The organism is Pseudomonas soli, from assembly GCF_900110655.1.
In the GTDB taxonomy this organism is placed as follows: domain Bacteria; phylum Pseudomonadota; class Gammaproteobacteria; order Pseudomonadales; family Pseudomonadaceae; genus Aquipseudomonas; species Aquipseudomonas soli.
In genome coordinates this window covers 282,407-297,266 of record NZ_FOEQ01000003.1, presented here as the reverse complement: position 1 = coordinate 297,266, position 14,860 = coordinate 282,407, and the positions used below count along the sequence as shown (strand labels likewise).

The window sequence follows — 14,860 nt, the reverse complement described above, 5'->3', positions numbered from 1 at the left end:
CACGCCAGGTGCATCAAGGCTTGGCGACGTGCCAGACATCCTTCATGCCATCACCGGTGGTATCCCCGGCCTTCTTGTCCTTGACGAAGGTGTACAGCGGCTTGCCGTCATAGGCCCACTGCATCGAGCCATCGTCGCGGGTGACGTGAGTCCACTTGTCCTTCGGCGCCTCGTCGTCCTTCTTCACCATCAACGGCGGCCAGTTCTTGGCGCACTCGCCATTGCACATGGACTTGCCACCAGCGTCCTTGTCAAAGGTGTACAGCGTCATGCCATCGTGGTCGACCCACATGCCATCCTTCTCCATGGCGTGATGAGCCGACGCCACCCCCGGCACTGCCAGCGCAGCGCAAAGGGCCATCCAGCTCAGCGTATGTCGTGTCATTGGAATCACCATTGTTCAGGGGTGGATTGAATGTTCGCGGCCACTTTTAGCCTAGTCCAGTCACGCAATGTCGCCAGAACCGCCCACGCCCTGTCACACAGCTGCAATAATTCCGTTATCTAATGCGGGCCAAGACATCGTTCCTGGGAGAGGTAATTGAGCATGGTTGGCAGAAACATTCTGATCGTCGACGACGAAGCGCCTATCCGCGAGATGATCGCCGTTGCATTGGAAATGGCCGGCTATGACTGCCTCGAGGCCGAGAACTCGCAACAGGCCCACGCCATCATCGTCGACCGCAAGCCGGACCTGATCCTGCTCGACTGGATGCTGCCGGGCACCTCCGGCATCGAACTGGCCCGCCGCCTCAAGCGCGACGAGCTGACCGGCGACATCCCGATCATCATGCTCACCGCCAAGGGTGAAGAGGACAACAAGATCCAGGGCCTGGAAGTCGGCGCCGACGACTACATCACCAAGCCGTTCTCGCCCCGTGAACTGGTGGCGCGCCTCAAGGCCGTGCTGCGCCGCACCGGCCCAAGCGACAGCGAAGCGCCGATCGAAGTCGGCGGCCTGCTGCTAGACCCGATCAGCCACCGCGTGACCATCGACGGCAAGCCGGCCGAGATGGGCCCCACCGAGTACCGCCTGCTGCAGTTCTTCATGACTCACCAGGAGCGCGCCTACACCCGCGGCCAGTTGCTCGACCAGGTCTGGGGCGGCAACGTCTATGTCGAGGAGCGCACCGTCGACGTGCACATCCGCCGCCTGCGCAAGGCACTGGGTGAAGCCTACGAAAATCTGGTACAAACCGTCCGCGGCACTGGCTATCGCTTCTCGACCAAAAGCTGATCGAAGCCCAAGCGCCCGCTGTACAAGGACTGTCAATTGAACCAGAACTGGCACGCGACCCTGATTCGCCACATGCTCCTGCTGATCACCGTCTGCCTGATCGGCGGGCTGGTCAGCGGGTACTATGGCTGGAGCCTGGCCATCGGCCTGGCCTTCTACCTGGGCTGGACACTGAAGCAGTTGCTGCGCCTGCACGACTGGCTGCGCAATCATCAACCCGATGAGGCGCCACCCGATGGCTACGGCCTGTGGGGCGAAGTGTTCGACAGCATCTATCACCTGCAGCGCCGCGACCAGCGCGTGCGTGGCCGCCTGCAGGCAGTGATCGACCGGGTCCAGGAGTCCACCGCCGCGCTGCGCGATGCGGTGATCATGCTCGACAGCGACGGCAACCTGGAGTGGTGGAACCGCGCCGCCGAGACCCTGCTGGGCTTCAAGACCCCGCAGGACGGCGGCCAGCCGGTGACCAACCTGGTGCGCCACCCGCGCTTCAAGGAGTACTTCGAGTCGGAGAACTACGCCGAACCGCTGGAGATCCCGTCGCCGATCAACGACCGCCTGCGCGTGCAACTGCACCTTACCCGCTACGGCAACAACGAACATCTGATGCTGGTGCGCGACGTGACCCGCATCCACCAGCTGGAACAGATGCGCAAGGACTTCGTCGCCAACGTCTCCCACGAACTGCGCACGCCGCTGACGGTGATCACCGGCTACCTGGAGACGCTGCTGGACAACGTCGAGGACGTGAACCCGCGCTGGAGCCGTGCCTTGCAGCAGATGAGCGCGCAAGGCTCACGCATGCAGACGCTGCTCAACGACCTGTTGCTGTTGGCCAAGCTCGAAGCCACCGATTATCCCTCGGACAACCAGCCGGTGCTGGTCGACACCCTGCTCACCGCCATCAAGAACGACGCCCAGGCCCTGTCCGGCCCGCGCAACCAGCGGATCAGCCTGGAAGCAACGCCTGGCATACGCCTCAAGGGCAGCGAGTCGGAGCTGCGCAGCGCGTTCTCTAACCTGGTGTTCAACGCGGTCAAGTACACCCAGGATGAGGGCACCATTCGCATTCGCTGGTGGGCCGACGACCAGGGCGCGCACCTCAGCGTGCAGGACTCGGGGGTCGGTATCGAGGCCAAGCACCTGCCACGCCTGACCGAACGCTTCTACCGCGTCGACTCCAGCCGCGCCTCCAACACCGGCGGCACCGGGCTGGGCCTGGCGATCGTCAAGCACGTGCTGATGCGCCATCGCGCACGCCTGGAAATCAGCAGCGTGCCGGGGCATGGCAGTACCTTTACCTGCCACTTTGCGCCGGCGCAGTTGGTCACAAATCGAGGATGACCCCGCGCGGGGCAAGCCCGCTCCCACGCTTGCCTCTGCTGGCATGGGAGCGGGCTTGCCCCGCGATGCGGTCAGCGTCCCCTTTGCTTTTGCGGCGCCAGCCGCTACATTGGATCCCCCGTGCCAGCCATCGCTGGCACTTTTTTTCTCCCTTTCAAAGACGGACCCCGTAAAAACCCCATCATGGACCCTTCCCCTGGTATCAGCCTCACCTCGTTGTTCGCCGATTTCGGCATGATCCTTTTCGCCTTGTTCCTGGTGCTGCTCAACGGCTTCTTCGTGGCCGCCGAGTTCGCCATGGTCAAGCTGCGCTCCACCCGCGTCGAGTCCATCGCCGAGCTGCATGGCTGGCGTGGCAGCATCCTGCGCAAGGTGCACAACCAGCTCGACGCCTATCTCTCGGCGTGCCAACTGGGCATCACCCTCGCCTCCCTGGGCCTGGGCTGGGTCGGCGAGCCAGCGTTCGCCCACCTGCTCGAGCCGTTGCTAGCCTATGTCGGCGTGGACAGCCCGGAGCTGGTCAAGGCGATCTCGTTCTTCGTCGCCTTCTTCGTGATCTCCTACCTGCACATCGTTGTCGGCGAGCTGGCACCCAAGTCCTGGGCGATCCGTAAGCCAGAGCTGCTGTCGCTGTGGACCGCCGTGCCGCTGTACCTGTTCTACTGGGCGATGTATCCGGCGATCTACCTGCTCAACGCCAGCGCCAACACTATCCTGCGCATCGCCGGTCAAGGCGAGCCCGGGCCGCACCACGAGCATCACTACAGCCGCGAGGAGCTCAAGCTGATCCTGCACTCCAGCCGTGGCCAGGACCCAAGCGACCAGGGTATGCGCGTGCTGGCCTCGGCCGTGGAGATGGGCGAGCTGGAGGTGGTCGACTGGGCCAACTCCCGCGAGGACATGGTCAGCATCGATGCCCATGCGCCGCTGAAGGAAATCCTCGCCCTGCTGCGCCGTCACAAGTTCAGCCGCTACCCGGTGTATGACGCCGAGCGCGAAGAATTCACCGGCCTGCTGCACATCAAGGACCTGCTGCTGGAGCTCGCAGAGCTCGACCACTTGCCGCAAACCATCGACCTTGCAGACCTCGCCCGCCCGCTGGAGCGGGTGTCCCGGCACATGCCACTGGCCCAGTTGCTGGAGCAGTTCCGCAAGGGCGGCGCGCACTTCGTGCTGGTCGAGGAAGCCGACGGCAAGGTGATCGGCTACCTGACCATGGAAGACGTGCTGGAAGTGCTGGTGGGCGATATCCAGGACGAGCACCGCAAGACCGAGCGCGGCATCCTCGCCTACCAGCCGGGCAAACTGCTGGTGCGCGGCGATACGCCGCTGTTCAAGGTCGAGCGTTTGCTGGGTATCGACCTGGACCACATCGAGGCTGAAACCCTCGCCGGGCTGATCTACGAGACCCTCAAGCGCGTCCCTGAGGAAGAGGAAGTGCTGGAGGTCGAAGGCCTGCGCATCATCATCAAGAAGATGAAAGGGCCGAAGATCGTGCTGGCCAAGGTGCTCAAGCTCGATTGACCCGAGAGCCCGCGCCTACATCCGTGGGTGCGGGCTTGCTCCGCAATGCGTCATGGATTCCCTGCGGTAAAGTCCGGCAAACCACCGATTGGCCGGTCGAACTGATACGGGATCGACTCAAGCGCCAGCCCCACATTGCGCTGCACCACGAAATGCAGGTGCGGCCCGCTGCTGTTGCCGGTGTTGCCCGATTTGGCCAATGGCTGCCCCTGTGCAACCCGCTGCCCCTCGCCCACCACCACCGAACCGCGCATCAGGTGCAGGTAAACGCCCATGGTGCCGTCCGGGTGCAGGATCCTGACGAAATTGCCCGCCGGATTGTTGCCCCGCCCGCTCTGGTTGTTCTCGATCTTCACCACCACCCCACCGCGTGCCGCGATGATCGGCGTGCCTTCGGGCATGGCGATATCCATGGCGTAGCGGCCCTTGGGCCCGAAGTGGCTGAAACGGCCGTTGGGGCCCTGGCTCAGGCGGAACGGCCCGCCCTTCCAGGGGAACGGATAACGGTAGCCCTGCGGGCGCTGGCCCGGGTCGCCCATGGCGTAGCGGAACTTGGTGTCGTACTTGAGGCGAGCCCCTTGGCGAGCCTGTACCACGCTGAGGATCAGGTTCGAGCGTGGCGGCACCAGGCGCCGGACGATGCGCGGGGCGTTACCGCCCTGGGCATTGGCCAGGCGCTCCACACGCAGTTCAACTTCCATCGGCACGAACAGCTCGTTGCGCGCGACAAAACGCACGCCACCGGCGAAATCCTCGGTCTTCAGCCGCACCTGGCCGTCCAGGCGCTCGACCATGGGTTCGCGGAACACGAAAACCTTGGCGCCAACGCGGGGTCGGTCGGAATAGGAAACCACGCCATAGGTATCAGTGGTCTTGTAGATGGTCATGCCCAGGCTCGACGCCGAGGCCGTGAGCAAGGCACAGAACAGCAGCAGTCTGGAGGGCGGCATGATGGTGGCTTTTTGACAGTGGTGTTCTGTCGAAGCCTAGCAGCCGGATTTGAGAGGGATATGACAGTTGGTCGGGATGCTGGAGGTGTAACGTGGGAGGGGGCAAGCCCGCTCCCACTACATCCGCTGCGACGCGGTGCTCAAGTGGCCATCAGGCGCCAGGCGTGAAGTGCTTCTGCGCCGTGCCGCGGGCGATCAGTCGCGACAGGTAGTCGAGTTTCTGCGCATCCTGGTCGACGAACTTGAAGGTCAGCTGCAGCCAGTCGCTCTCAGGCTTGGGCTCCAGCGCCGCAATGGCGTGCAGGTAGCCGTTCAGACGCGCCGTTTCGGCGTTCTCACCTTGCTCCAGGTCCAGCACCGCGCCTTCGAGCACCTGTGGCAGGTTAGTGCCGCGGCGCACCACCAGCAGGGCTTCCTTAAGGCTCAAGGCCTTGATCATGCACGGCTGGGTGCCACTGGACAGGCGCAGTTGGCCTTGGCCACGACCAGTCTGGGCCGCCGCAGCGGCAGTCTTCGGCGTGGGGGCGTTGATCAGAGGCTTGGCCGCCGCTGCCACTGGCGCAGCGGCGGGCGCGGTTACCTTGGCCGCGTCCGGACGACCACCGGTCAGGGCACTGAGCGAATCGTTGGCAAACGCCGAGTTGACCCGCGCCGGCGCGCTGGACATCAGGCTGTCGAGCTTGCCGATCTTGGTCAGCGACTTCTTCACCTTGGTCAGCAGCTGCTCGTTGGTGAACGGCTTGCCGACGAAGTCGGAAACGCCGGCCTGGATGGCCTGGATCACGTTCTCCTTGTCGCCACGGCTGGTCACCATGATGAACTGCATGGTCTTCATCTCTTCCTGCTGACGGCACCAGGTCAGCAGTTCGAGGCCGGACATCTCCGGCATTTCCCAGTCGCACAGGACCAGGTCGAAACGTTCCTTGCTCAGCATGGCCATGGCCTTGCGACCGTTGACCGCGTCCTCGATCACCATGCCGGGGAAGGCATTGCGCAGGCACTTCCTTACCAGGTCGCGGATGAACGGGGCATCATCCACGACCAGCACATTCACTTTACTCATCGATACTCCTCTTGATCCCGGCTAGCATACCGCCGACTGATGGCCATTTGCCAAACCACTGGTCACGCCGGGACTTCTCACACGGTTCGCGGGTGCCTGCTGGTGCTCGACCGCAAACGAAAACGCCCGGCGGTTGCCGGGCGTTCATGCTCGGGAGCAATCCTATTTATCGTCCGGTTCAGCCGGAACATTAGCGATTTCGCCCTCATCGAACGCTTCGCCCTGCACCTCGGCCTTCATGCGCTTGAGGCCCATGTGGCGCACGTCGGTACCACGCACCAGGTAGATCACCAGCTCGGAGATGTTGCGTGCGTGATCGCCGATGCGCTCCAGCGAACGCAGGGCCCAGATCACGCTCAACACGCGGGAGATCGAGCGCGGATCTTCCATCATGTAGGTGACCAGCTCGCGCAGCGCCGTCTTGTACTCGCGGTCGATGGTCTTGTCGTACTGGGCCACCGACAGCGCCAGGTCGGCGTCGAAGCGGGCGAAGGCGTCCAGCGCGTCGCGGACCATGTTGCGCACCTGGTCGCCGATATGGCGCACCTCGACATAACCACGCGGCGACTCGCCTTCCTCGCACAGCTGGATGGCACGGCGGGCGATCTTGGTCGATTCGTCACCGATGCGCTCCAGGTCGATCACCGACTTGGAGATGCTGATGATCAGGCGCAGGTCGGAGGCCGCCGGTTGGCGACGGGCGAGGATGCGCACGCACTCCTCGTCGATGTTGCGCTCCATCTGGTTGATCTGTTCGTCGACCTCGCGCACTTGCTGGGCAAGGCCCGAGTCGGCCTCGATCAGCGCGGTGACGGCGTCGTTCACCTGTTTCTCCACCAGCCCGCCCATGGCCAGCAGGTGGCTGCGCACCTCCTCGAGCTCGGCGTTGAACTGCTGGGAGATGTGGTGGGTAAGGCTTTCTTTGTTGATCATCGTTTGGCTCCGCGAAGCAGCTGCAGGCTTCAAGTCGTTCGTGTCGTTCCCTGGCGTTCCTACCTTGCCGGTCTTAGCCGTAGCGACCGGTGATGTAGTCTTCGGTCTGCTTCTTCGCCGGGTTGGTGAACAGGGTGTCGGTATCACCGAATTCGACCAGTTTGCCCATGTACATGAAGGCGGTGTAGTCCGAAACACGGGCCGCCTGCTGCATGTTGTGGGTCACGATGACGATGGTGTACTTGGATTTCAGTTCGTAGATCAGCTCTTCGACCTTCAGCGTCGAGATCGGGTCCAGTGCCGAGCACGGCTCGTCGAGCAACAGCACTTCCGGCTCAACGGCAATGGTACGGGCGATCACCAGACGCTGCTGCTGGCCACCGGACAGGCCCAGCGCCGACTCGTGCAGGCGGTCCTTGACCTCATCCCACAGGGCCGCGCCCTTCAGCGCCCACTCGACGGCCTCGTCGAGCACGCGCTTCTTGTTGATGCCCTGGATACGCAGGCCGTAGACCACGTTCTCGTAGATGGTCTTGGGGAACGGGTTGGGCTTCTGGAACACCATGCCCACGCGGCGACGCAGCTCGGCCACGTCCTCGCCCTTGCGGTAGATGTTGTTGCCGTACAGGTTGATGGCGCCTTCGACACGGCAGCCGTCGACCAGGTCGTTCATGCGGTTGAAGGTGCGCAGCAGCGTGGACTTGCCGCAGCCGGACGGGCCGATGAAGGCGGTCACGCGCTGCTTGGGGATGTTCATGCTGACGTCGAACAGTGCTTGCTTGTCGCCGTAGAACAGGGACAGGCCGGGTACTTCGATGGCCACGGTCTCTTCAGCCAGGCGCAGGCTCTGCTTGTCGCGGCCCAGGGCCGACATGTCGATGCCGTGGGCGTGGGATTCATGCTGCATGGTCAACTCCATACGCTATCAATTCGTTTCAAAGGGCCGCCCGGCATCCGGGCGGCACGCTTGCAATCGGGATCAGTGGTCCAGGGCCTTGTACTTCTCGCGCAGGTGGTTACGGATCCACACCGCCGAGAGGTTGAGGGTGGCGATCACCAGCACCAGCAGCAGCGCGGTGGCGTACACCAGCGGCCGCGCGGCCTCGACGTTGGGGCTCTGGAAGCCGACGTCGTAGATGTGGAAGCCCAGGTGCATGATCTTCTGGTCCAGGTGCAGGTACGGGTAGTTGCCGTCAACCGGCAGCGATGGCGCCAGCTTCACCACACCCACCAGCATCAGCGGGGCCACTTCGCCGGCGGCGCGGGCCACGGCGAGGATCATGCCGGTCATCATGGCCGGGCTGGCCATCGGCAGGACGATCTTCCACAGCGTCTCGGCCTTGGTCGCGCCCAGCGCCAGCGAGCCTTCGCGTACAGTGCGCGGAATACGCGCCAGACCTTCCTCGGTGGCCACGATCACCACCGGCACGGCCAGCAGCGCCAGGGTCAGCGAAGCCCACAACAGGCCCGGCGTACCCAGCGTAGGTGCCGGCAGCGACTCGGGGAAGAACAGCCGGTCGATCGAGCCGCCCAGCACGTAGACGAAGAAGCCCAGGCCAAACACGCCGTAGACGATCGCCGGGACGCCGGCGAGGTTGTTCACGGCGATGCGGATCAGCCGGGTCACCGGGCCCTGCCTGGCGTATTCACGCAAGTAGACGGCAGCCAGTACGCCGAACGGGGTGACGATCACCGCCATGATCAGGGTCATCATCACGGTGCCGAAGATGGCCGGGAAGATACCGCCTTCGGTGTTGGCCTCACGCGGGTCGTCGCTGAGGAACTCCCACACCTTGGCGAAGTAGGCGCCCATCTTGGTAAAGCCCGACATGGCGTTCGGCTGAATGGCGTGGACCACCTTGCTCAGGTTGATCTCCACTTCGCGGCCGTTGCCGTCGCGGGCTACCAGGCTGTCGCGGGCGAACTCCTGATGCAGGCCGTTGAGGCGCTCTTCGATGGCCTTGTAGCGGTTGTTCAGCTCGGCGCGCTCGGCGTCCATGTCGGCCTGGGCGGCGGCGTCGAGCTTGCCGTCCAGTTCCAGCTTGCGGCTGTGCAGGCGCAGGCGCTCCAGGCCATGGTTGATGGCACCGATGTCCTTCTTCTCGAGCTTCACAAGCTGGTCGTTGAGTTGGCTGGCGCGCTTGAGGCGGGCCTGCAGCTCGTTCCAGGCTTCCGGCCCTTGGGCGACCACGCGGCCTTCTTCCTTGACGCTGACCAGATAGCCGTAGAAGTTGCCCCATTCGCGGCGCTCCAGGGCAATCAGGTCGGCAGGTTTCTGCTGGTCGACCAGCCACTCGCCGACCACCCAGGTGAAGTCGCTGCCGTTGAGGTCGCGGTTACCCACCTTGATCAGCTCGCGGGTCATGAACTCCGGGCCCTGGTCGGGCACCGGTAGGCCGGCACCCTTGAGGCGTTCGCGGGGCACTTCTTCCTTCTGCACCACTTCACCGATGACGATGTGGTCAGCCTGGCCGGGCACCTTGTAGGTGGCCTGGACCAGGTCGGCCGGCCAGAAGTGGCCCAGGCCGCGCACGGCGATCACGGCCAGCAGGCCGACGGTCATGATGACCGCCATGGCCACCGCGCCGCCACTGATCCAGACGCCGGGGGCGCCGCTCTTGAACCAGCCTTTGAGGGAATCCTTTTTCACGGATCTCTACCTTTCTATCAAAGCGACGAGTATTTCTTGCGCAGGCGCTGGCGAATCAGCTCGGCCAGGGTGTTCATCACGAAGGTGAACAACAGCAGCACGAGGGCGGCGAGGAACAGCACACGATAGTGGCTGCCGCCGACTTCCGATTCGGGCATTTCCACGGCCACGTTGGCGGCCAGGGTGCGCATGCCCTCGAACAGGTTCAGCTCCATCACCGGGGTGTTGCCGGTGGCCATCAGCACGATCATGGTCTCACCCACCGCACGGCCCATGCCGATCATCAGCGCCGAGAAGATGCCCGGGCTGGCGGTGAGGATGACCACGCGGGTCAGGGTCTGCCATGGCGTCGCGCCCAGCGCCAGCGAGCCCAGGGTCAGGCTGCGCGGCACGCTGAACACGGCGTCCTCGGCAATGGAGTAGATGTTCGGGATGACCGCGAAGCCCATGGCGATACCCACTACCAGGGCGTTGCGCTGGTCATAGGTGATCCCCAGATCGTTGGTGATCCACAGGCGCATGTCGCCCGCGAAGAACCAGCTCTCGAGGAACGGACTCATGTACAGGGCAAACCAGCCAATGACCAGGATCACCGGGATCAGGATCGCCGCTTCCCAGCCATCGGGGATGCGCAGGCGGATCGACTCCGGCAGGCGGCTCCAGCTGTAGCCGGCAAGCAGGATACCGATCGGCATGATCAGGAACAGGCTGAACACGCCCGGCAGGTGGCCTTCGAGGTACGGCGCGAGGAACAGGCCGGCGAAGAAGCCGAGGATCACCGTCGGCATCGCTTCCATCAACTCGATCACCGGCTTGACCTTGCGGCGCATGCCCGGAGCCATGAAGTAGGCGGTGTAGATGGCGGCGGCGATGGCCAGCGGGGCAGCCAGGATCATCGCGTAGAACGCGGCCTTGAGCGTACCGAAGGTCAGCGGCGACAGGCTCAGCTTGGGTTCGAAGTCGGTGTTCGAGGCGGTCGACTGCCAGACGTACTTGGGCTCGTCGTAGTTCTCGTACCAGACCTTGCCCCACAGCGCGCTGAACGAGACTTCCGGGTGCGGGTTCTTCAGGCTCAGCGGCAGCAGCTTGTTGCCTTGCTCGATGATGATGCGGTTGGCGCGCGGCGACAGGGCGAGGATGCCCGCGCCTTCGGCGACCGGCTCGACCAGCAGGGTGCGGTGCGCGGTGCTGTGGAACACGCCGAGCTTGCCTTCGCTGTCCAGGGCGATGAAGCCCTTGCGGCGCTCCTCGGCGTCGATCTGCACCACCGGGGCCTTGCCCAGCTGGAAGCTGCGGATCAACTTGAAGCGCGACTCGCCATCGGGGTCGCGGGCCATGAACCACTGGCTCAGGCCACCCTTGGAATCACCGAAGATCAGCGAGATGCCACCGACCAGCTGGGCGGTCGCGGTGATCTCGGCGTTGCCGTCCTCGAGCAGCTTGTAGCGGCCGTTGAGGCTCTTGTCGCGCAGGCTGAACACGTCGGCGGTGGCGCGACCGTTGACCACGTACAGCCACTGCTGGCGCGGGTCGATGAAGATGTTCTTCACCACCTCGGTCATCTGCGGCAGTTCGATACGGTTCTGCTCGACAGTGACCTCGTCGGTCATCATGTTCTCGGTGCGCGACAGTTCGATCACCTGCAGGTGCGCACCGGTGGAACCGGCCAGCAACAAGGTGTCGCCGTTGACGTTGACGCTCACATGCTCCAGCGCGCGGCCTTGGTCATCCAGGGTGAACAGGTCCTGACCATAGGGGAAGTCGATGCCCGCCTCGATGGTCTTCTTGTTGTCCGGATAGGTGATCTTGTAGGTGTGGTGGAACACCAGTGCCTGGCCGTTGGACAGGCCCACCACCACCAGCGGGCTGCCCGGCTGGTCGGTGCTGATCGAGCTGACCTGGGCGCCGGCCGGCAGCGGCAGGTCGACGCGCTTCAGTTCGTTGCCGGTCTTGGTGTCGAAGAACAGGGCCTGGCCCTTGTCGGATACACGCATGCCCACGAGGTTCTGTTCCTCGAGGGCGATCAGCAGCGGTTTACCGGCGTCCTGCTGCAGCCAGGTCGGCTCCAGCGCCTTCTTGCTGGTAAGCGTGGCGCCTTGGAACAACGGCAGCACCACATAGGCCAGGTAGAAGAAGATCAGCGTGATCGCCGCCAGCACGGCGAGCCCGCCCACCAGGACGTACCAGCGGGTCAGGCGATCCTTGAGGGCGCGCAGGCGGCGCTTGCGTTGCAACTCGGGCGTATTGAAGTCAATGCGCACGGGAGGAGAATTTTGGGTCATTGTGGAGTTGGCCAGATCATTCATGCGCACACCCTAGCGGTCCCGTATGACAAAAACATGACAGTGCAGTGACGCAAAAAAGCCCGCCGCTCAGGAGCCCTGGCTTCGGACTAAGGAATTCGTGGAGGAGGCCGGCATTCTTTGGCACCGGCCTCATCCTCAGTTATTTACTTCTTTGCAACGTTACCCGCGTGGGACAGACCCAGGTCGGCCAGGGTCTTGTCGACCACCTTGGCTGGCAGCGGGATGTAGCCGTCCTTCACGACAACTTGTTGGCCGGCCTGCGACAGCACCAGCTTGACGAACTCGGCTTCCAGCGGGGCCAGAGGCTTGTTCGGGGCCTTGTTGACGTAGACGTAGAGGAAGCGCGACAGCGGGTAGGTACCGTTCAGGGCGTTGGCTTCGTTGTCTTCGACGAACGCGCCGCCTTCTTTCTTGGCCAGGGCCACGGTCTTGACGCTGGCGGTCTTGTAGCCGATGCCCGAGTAGCCGATGCCGTTCAGCGACGAGCTGATCGACTGCACGACCGAAGCCGAGCCAGGTTGTTCGTTGACGTTAGGCTTGAAGTCGCCTTTGCACAGGGCTTCTTCCTTGAAGTAGCCGTAGGTGCCGGATACCGAGTTACGGCCGAACAGCTGAACTGGCTTGTTGGCCAGGTCGCCGGTCACGCCCAGGTCACCCCAGGTCTTGACGTCGGCTTTGCCACCGCACAGACGGGTGGAGGAGAAGATGGCGTCGACCTGGGCCATGGTCAGGCCTTTGATCGGGTTGTCCTTGTGAACGAACACGGCCAGGGCGTCAACGGCAACCGGAATGGCAGTCGGCTTGTAGCCATACTTCTGCTCGAACGCCTGCAGCTCGACGTCCTTCATCTTGCGGCTCATCGGGCCCAGGTTGGCGGTGCCTTCGGTCAGGGCGGGTGGCGCGGTCGAGGAACCGGCGGCCTGGATCTGAATGTTTACGTTCGGATATTCCTTCTTGTAGGCCTCGGCCCACAGGGTCATCAGGTTCGCGAGGGTGTCGGAACCGACGCTGGAGAGGTTGCCCGAAACACCGGTGGTCTTGGTGTAGGTCGGGATTGCAGGATCGACAGCGGCGACCGCATTGGCGGCAGCGACGCCAGCGGCGGCAAAGGTCAGGGCCGCCATCAAACGCTTCAGTTTCATGCCTTGCTCCTAGCAGGAATATCGTGGGTTGTGAGATGGAACGGGCCCAAGTATCTGCAGGCCGCATGAACACTCTATGACTCGAATGTGACAATTGGATGAAAGGCCATCACCGGTAACCGGGATGGCCTTTACAGGATGTTGCGGAGGGGACTTAGAGCGGGTTTCAGCGTTTGCGCGCGAGCAGATAGATGCCCACCAGCAGACCAACGGCGCACAGGCACGCCACGTAATAGGCGGGTGCCATCGGACTGAACTTGAGCAGCGCGGTCACCACCATCGGCGTCAGGCCACCGAAGATCGCGTAGGCGAGGTTGTAGGAGAACGACAGGCCGCTGAAGCGCACGACAGGCGGGAACGCCTTGACCATCACGTAAGGCACGGCGCCGACGATACCCACGCACAAGCCAGTCAGCGCATAGAGCGGGAACAGCAGGTCCGGGCGGGTCGGCAGGCTGTGGTAGAAGGCCCAGGACGACGCCAGCAGCATCAGGCTGCCGACGATGAACACTCGCCCGGCACCGAAACGGTCGGCCAGGCTGCCAGCGCCGACGCAGCCCAGGCTGAGCAGCACGATAGCCAGGCTATTGGCCTTGAGCGAGTCGGTGGGGCTGACGTGGTAGAGGCTCTGCAGCAATGCCGGGGTCATGAGGATGATCACCACGATGCCGGCCGACAGCAGCCAGGTGAGCAGCATCGAGAGGATGATCGCGCCGCGATGATCACGCAGCACCGCGCGCAGTGGCAGCTCCTCGGCCAGGGCCTTGCGTGCCTGCATTTCGGCGAACACAGGGGTCTCATGCAGCCAGCGGCGCAGGTAGACCGCGAAGAAGCCGAACACCCCACCGAGCAGGAATGGAATACGCCAGGCGTAGTCCGCCACTTCCTCGGGGCTGTAGATCGTGTTGATCAGCGTCGCCACCAGCGAGCCAAGCAGAATGCCCGAGGTCAGGCCGGCGGTCAGGGTGCCGCAAGCATAGCCGGTGTTGCGCGCCGGCACGTGCTCGGAGACGAACACCCAGGCCCCCGGCACCTCGCCACCGATGGCCGCGCCCTGGATAACCCGCATCAACAGCAGCAGGATCGGCGCCCACAGGCCAATCTGCGCATAGGTGGGCAGCAGCCCCATCACCAGGGTCGGCACGGCCATCATGAAAATGCTCAGGGTGAACATCTTCTTGCGTCCGAGCAGGTCGCCGAAGTGGGCCATGACGATGCCACCCAATGGCCGGGCGAGGTAGCCGGCGGCGAAGATGCCGAAGGTCTGCATCAGGCGCAGCCATTCGGGCATGTCGGCCGGGAAGAACAGCTTGCCCACCACAGTGGCGAAGAACACGAAGATGATGAAGTCGTAGAACTCCAGGGCACCGCCCAGGGCGGACAGCGAGAGGGTCTTGTAGTCACTGCGGGACAACGGCCGGGACGGCTGCTCGATACTGCTCTGCACGGAGGTCATCGCTGTTCTTTCTCTTGTAGGTCTGCGGACCGCTTGGCATGCGGCTTCTGGATTGAATAGTCGGCGAAGATAGCAAATTGCCGAGCTGCGCTCATAGCGGTACAAAATCCATACAGATATTCATGAATGCGCGGTCGTCGCTGGCTGTGCAGGTATATATACTGCCCGCTCGTAGGAAAAGGTTGCTTATCCTGAGGGATGTTGTGCGAAAACGTCGGTCATCGTTGTCAGACTGTTTCGCAGAGTTTCCCTGAG

12 protein-coding genes are annotated in these 14,860 nt (G+C 63.5%); 3 read left to right on the top strand and 9 right to left on the bottom strand.

The window, feature by feature from the left end; all coding sequences use genetic code 11:
- Positions 1 to 13 precede the first annotated feature (13 nt).
- Complete coding sequence (locus BMY03_RS09340) at positions 14 to 385, bottom strand: COG4315 family predicted lipoprotein (RefSeq protein WP_023631403.1); 372 nt, start codon at positions 383 to 385, stop codon at positions 14 to 16.
- A gap of 162 nt (positions 386 to 547) precedes the next feature.
- Here BMY03_RS09340 and phoB point away from each other — a divergent pair, with 162 nt between their 5' ends.
- The 3 genes from phoB (at position 548) to BMY03_RS09325 (ending at position 4,105) form a co-directional block, all read left to right on the top strand.
- A complete protein-coding gene (phoB, locus tag BMY03_RS09335; RefSeq protein ID WP_003253341.1) occupies positions 548 to 1,237 on the top strand; it encodes a phosphate regulon transcriptional regulator PhoB in 690 nt (229 codons plus the stop codon).
- Between the two features lie 72 nt (positions 1,238 to 1,309).
- Positions 1,310 to 2,581 carry a phosphate regulon sensor histidine kinase PhoR gene (gene phoR / locus BMY03_RS09330; RefSeq protein WP_232887958.1) on the top strand — a complete coding sequence of 424 codons (1,272 nt, stop codon included), beginning with the start codon at positions 1,310 to 1,312 and terminating at the stop codon, positions 2,579 to 2,581.
- 183 nt (positions 2,582 to 2,764) lie between these two features.
- Positions 2,765 to 4,105, top strand: a complete 1,341-nt coding sequence (locus tag BMY03_RS09325; protein WP_023630539.1) for a hemolysin family protein — start codon at positions 2,765 to 2,767, stop codon at positions 4,103 to 4,105.
- A gap of 50 nt (positions 4,106 to 4,155) precedes the next feature.
- On the opposite strand, the gene BMY03_RS09320 is transcribed toward BMY03_RS09325, so the two are convergent.
- From BMY03_RS09320 to BMY03_RS09285, 8 genes are all read right to left on the bottom strand, one after another.
- Entirely contained in the window at positions 4,156 to 5,055 is a 900-nt protein-coding gene (locus tag BMY03_RS09320; RefSeq protein WP_094010894.1) for a peptidoglycan DD-metalloendopeptidase family protein, read from the bottom strand.
- Positions 5,056 to 5,206: 151 nt separating this feature from the next.
- Positions 5,207 to 6,118, bottom strand: a complete 912-nt coding sequence (locus BMY03_RS09315; RefSeq protein ID WP_038707068.1) for a response regulator — start codon at positions 6,116 to 6,118, stop codon at positions 5,207 to 5,209.
- Positions 6,119 to 6,280: 162 nt separating this feature from the next.
- Positions 6,281 to 7,051 (bottom strand): phosphate signaling complex protein PhoU, encoded by a 771-nt coding sequence (gene phoU, locus BMY03_RS09310; protein ID WP_023630537.1) that lies wholly within the window; start codon positions 7,049 to 7,051, stop codon positions 6,281 to 6,283.
- Positions 7,052 to 7,124: 73 nt separating this feature from the next.
- Positions 7,125 to 7,958 (bottom strand): phosphate ABC transporter ATP-binding protein PstB, encoded by an 834-nt coding sequence (gene pstB / locus BMY03_RS09305; protein ID WP_031315066.1) that lies wholly within the window; start codon positions 7,956 to 7,958, stop codon positions 7,125 to 7,127.
- Between the two features lie 72 nt (positions 7,959 to 8,030).
- Complete coding sequence (pstA, locus tag BMY03_RS09300) at positions 8,031 to 9,701, bottom strand: phosphate ABC transporter permease PstA (RefSeq protein ID WP_038707069.1); 1,671 nt, start codon at positions 9,699 to 9,701, stop codon at positions 8,031 to 8,033.
- Between the two features lie 17 nt (positions 9,702 to 9,718).
- Positions 9,719 to 12,007, bottom strand: a complete 2,289-nt coding sequence (locus BMY03_RS09295) for an ABC transporter permease subunit (RefSeq protein WP_094010893.1) — start codon at positions 12,005 to 12,007, stop codon at positions 9,719 to 9,721.
- 143 nt (positions 12,008 to 12,150) lie between these two features.
- On the bottom strand, positions 12,151 to 13,149 hold the full coding sequence (locus BMY03_RS09290) for a phosphate ABC transporter substrate-binding protein PstS (RefSeq protein WP_023629870.1): 999 nt from the start codon (positions 13,147 to 13,149) through the stop codon (positions 12,151 to 12,153).
- A 166-nt stretch (positions 13,150 to 13,315) separates the two neighbouring features.
- Positions 13,316 to 14,605: an MFS transporter gene (locus BMY03_RS09285; protein ID WP_023629869.1), complete on the bottom strand. Its 1,290-nt coding sequence runs from the start codon at positions 14,603 to 14,605 to the stop codon at positions 13,316 to 13,318.
- Positions 14,606 to 14,860 lie beyond the last annotated feature (255 nt).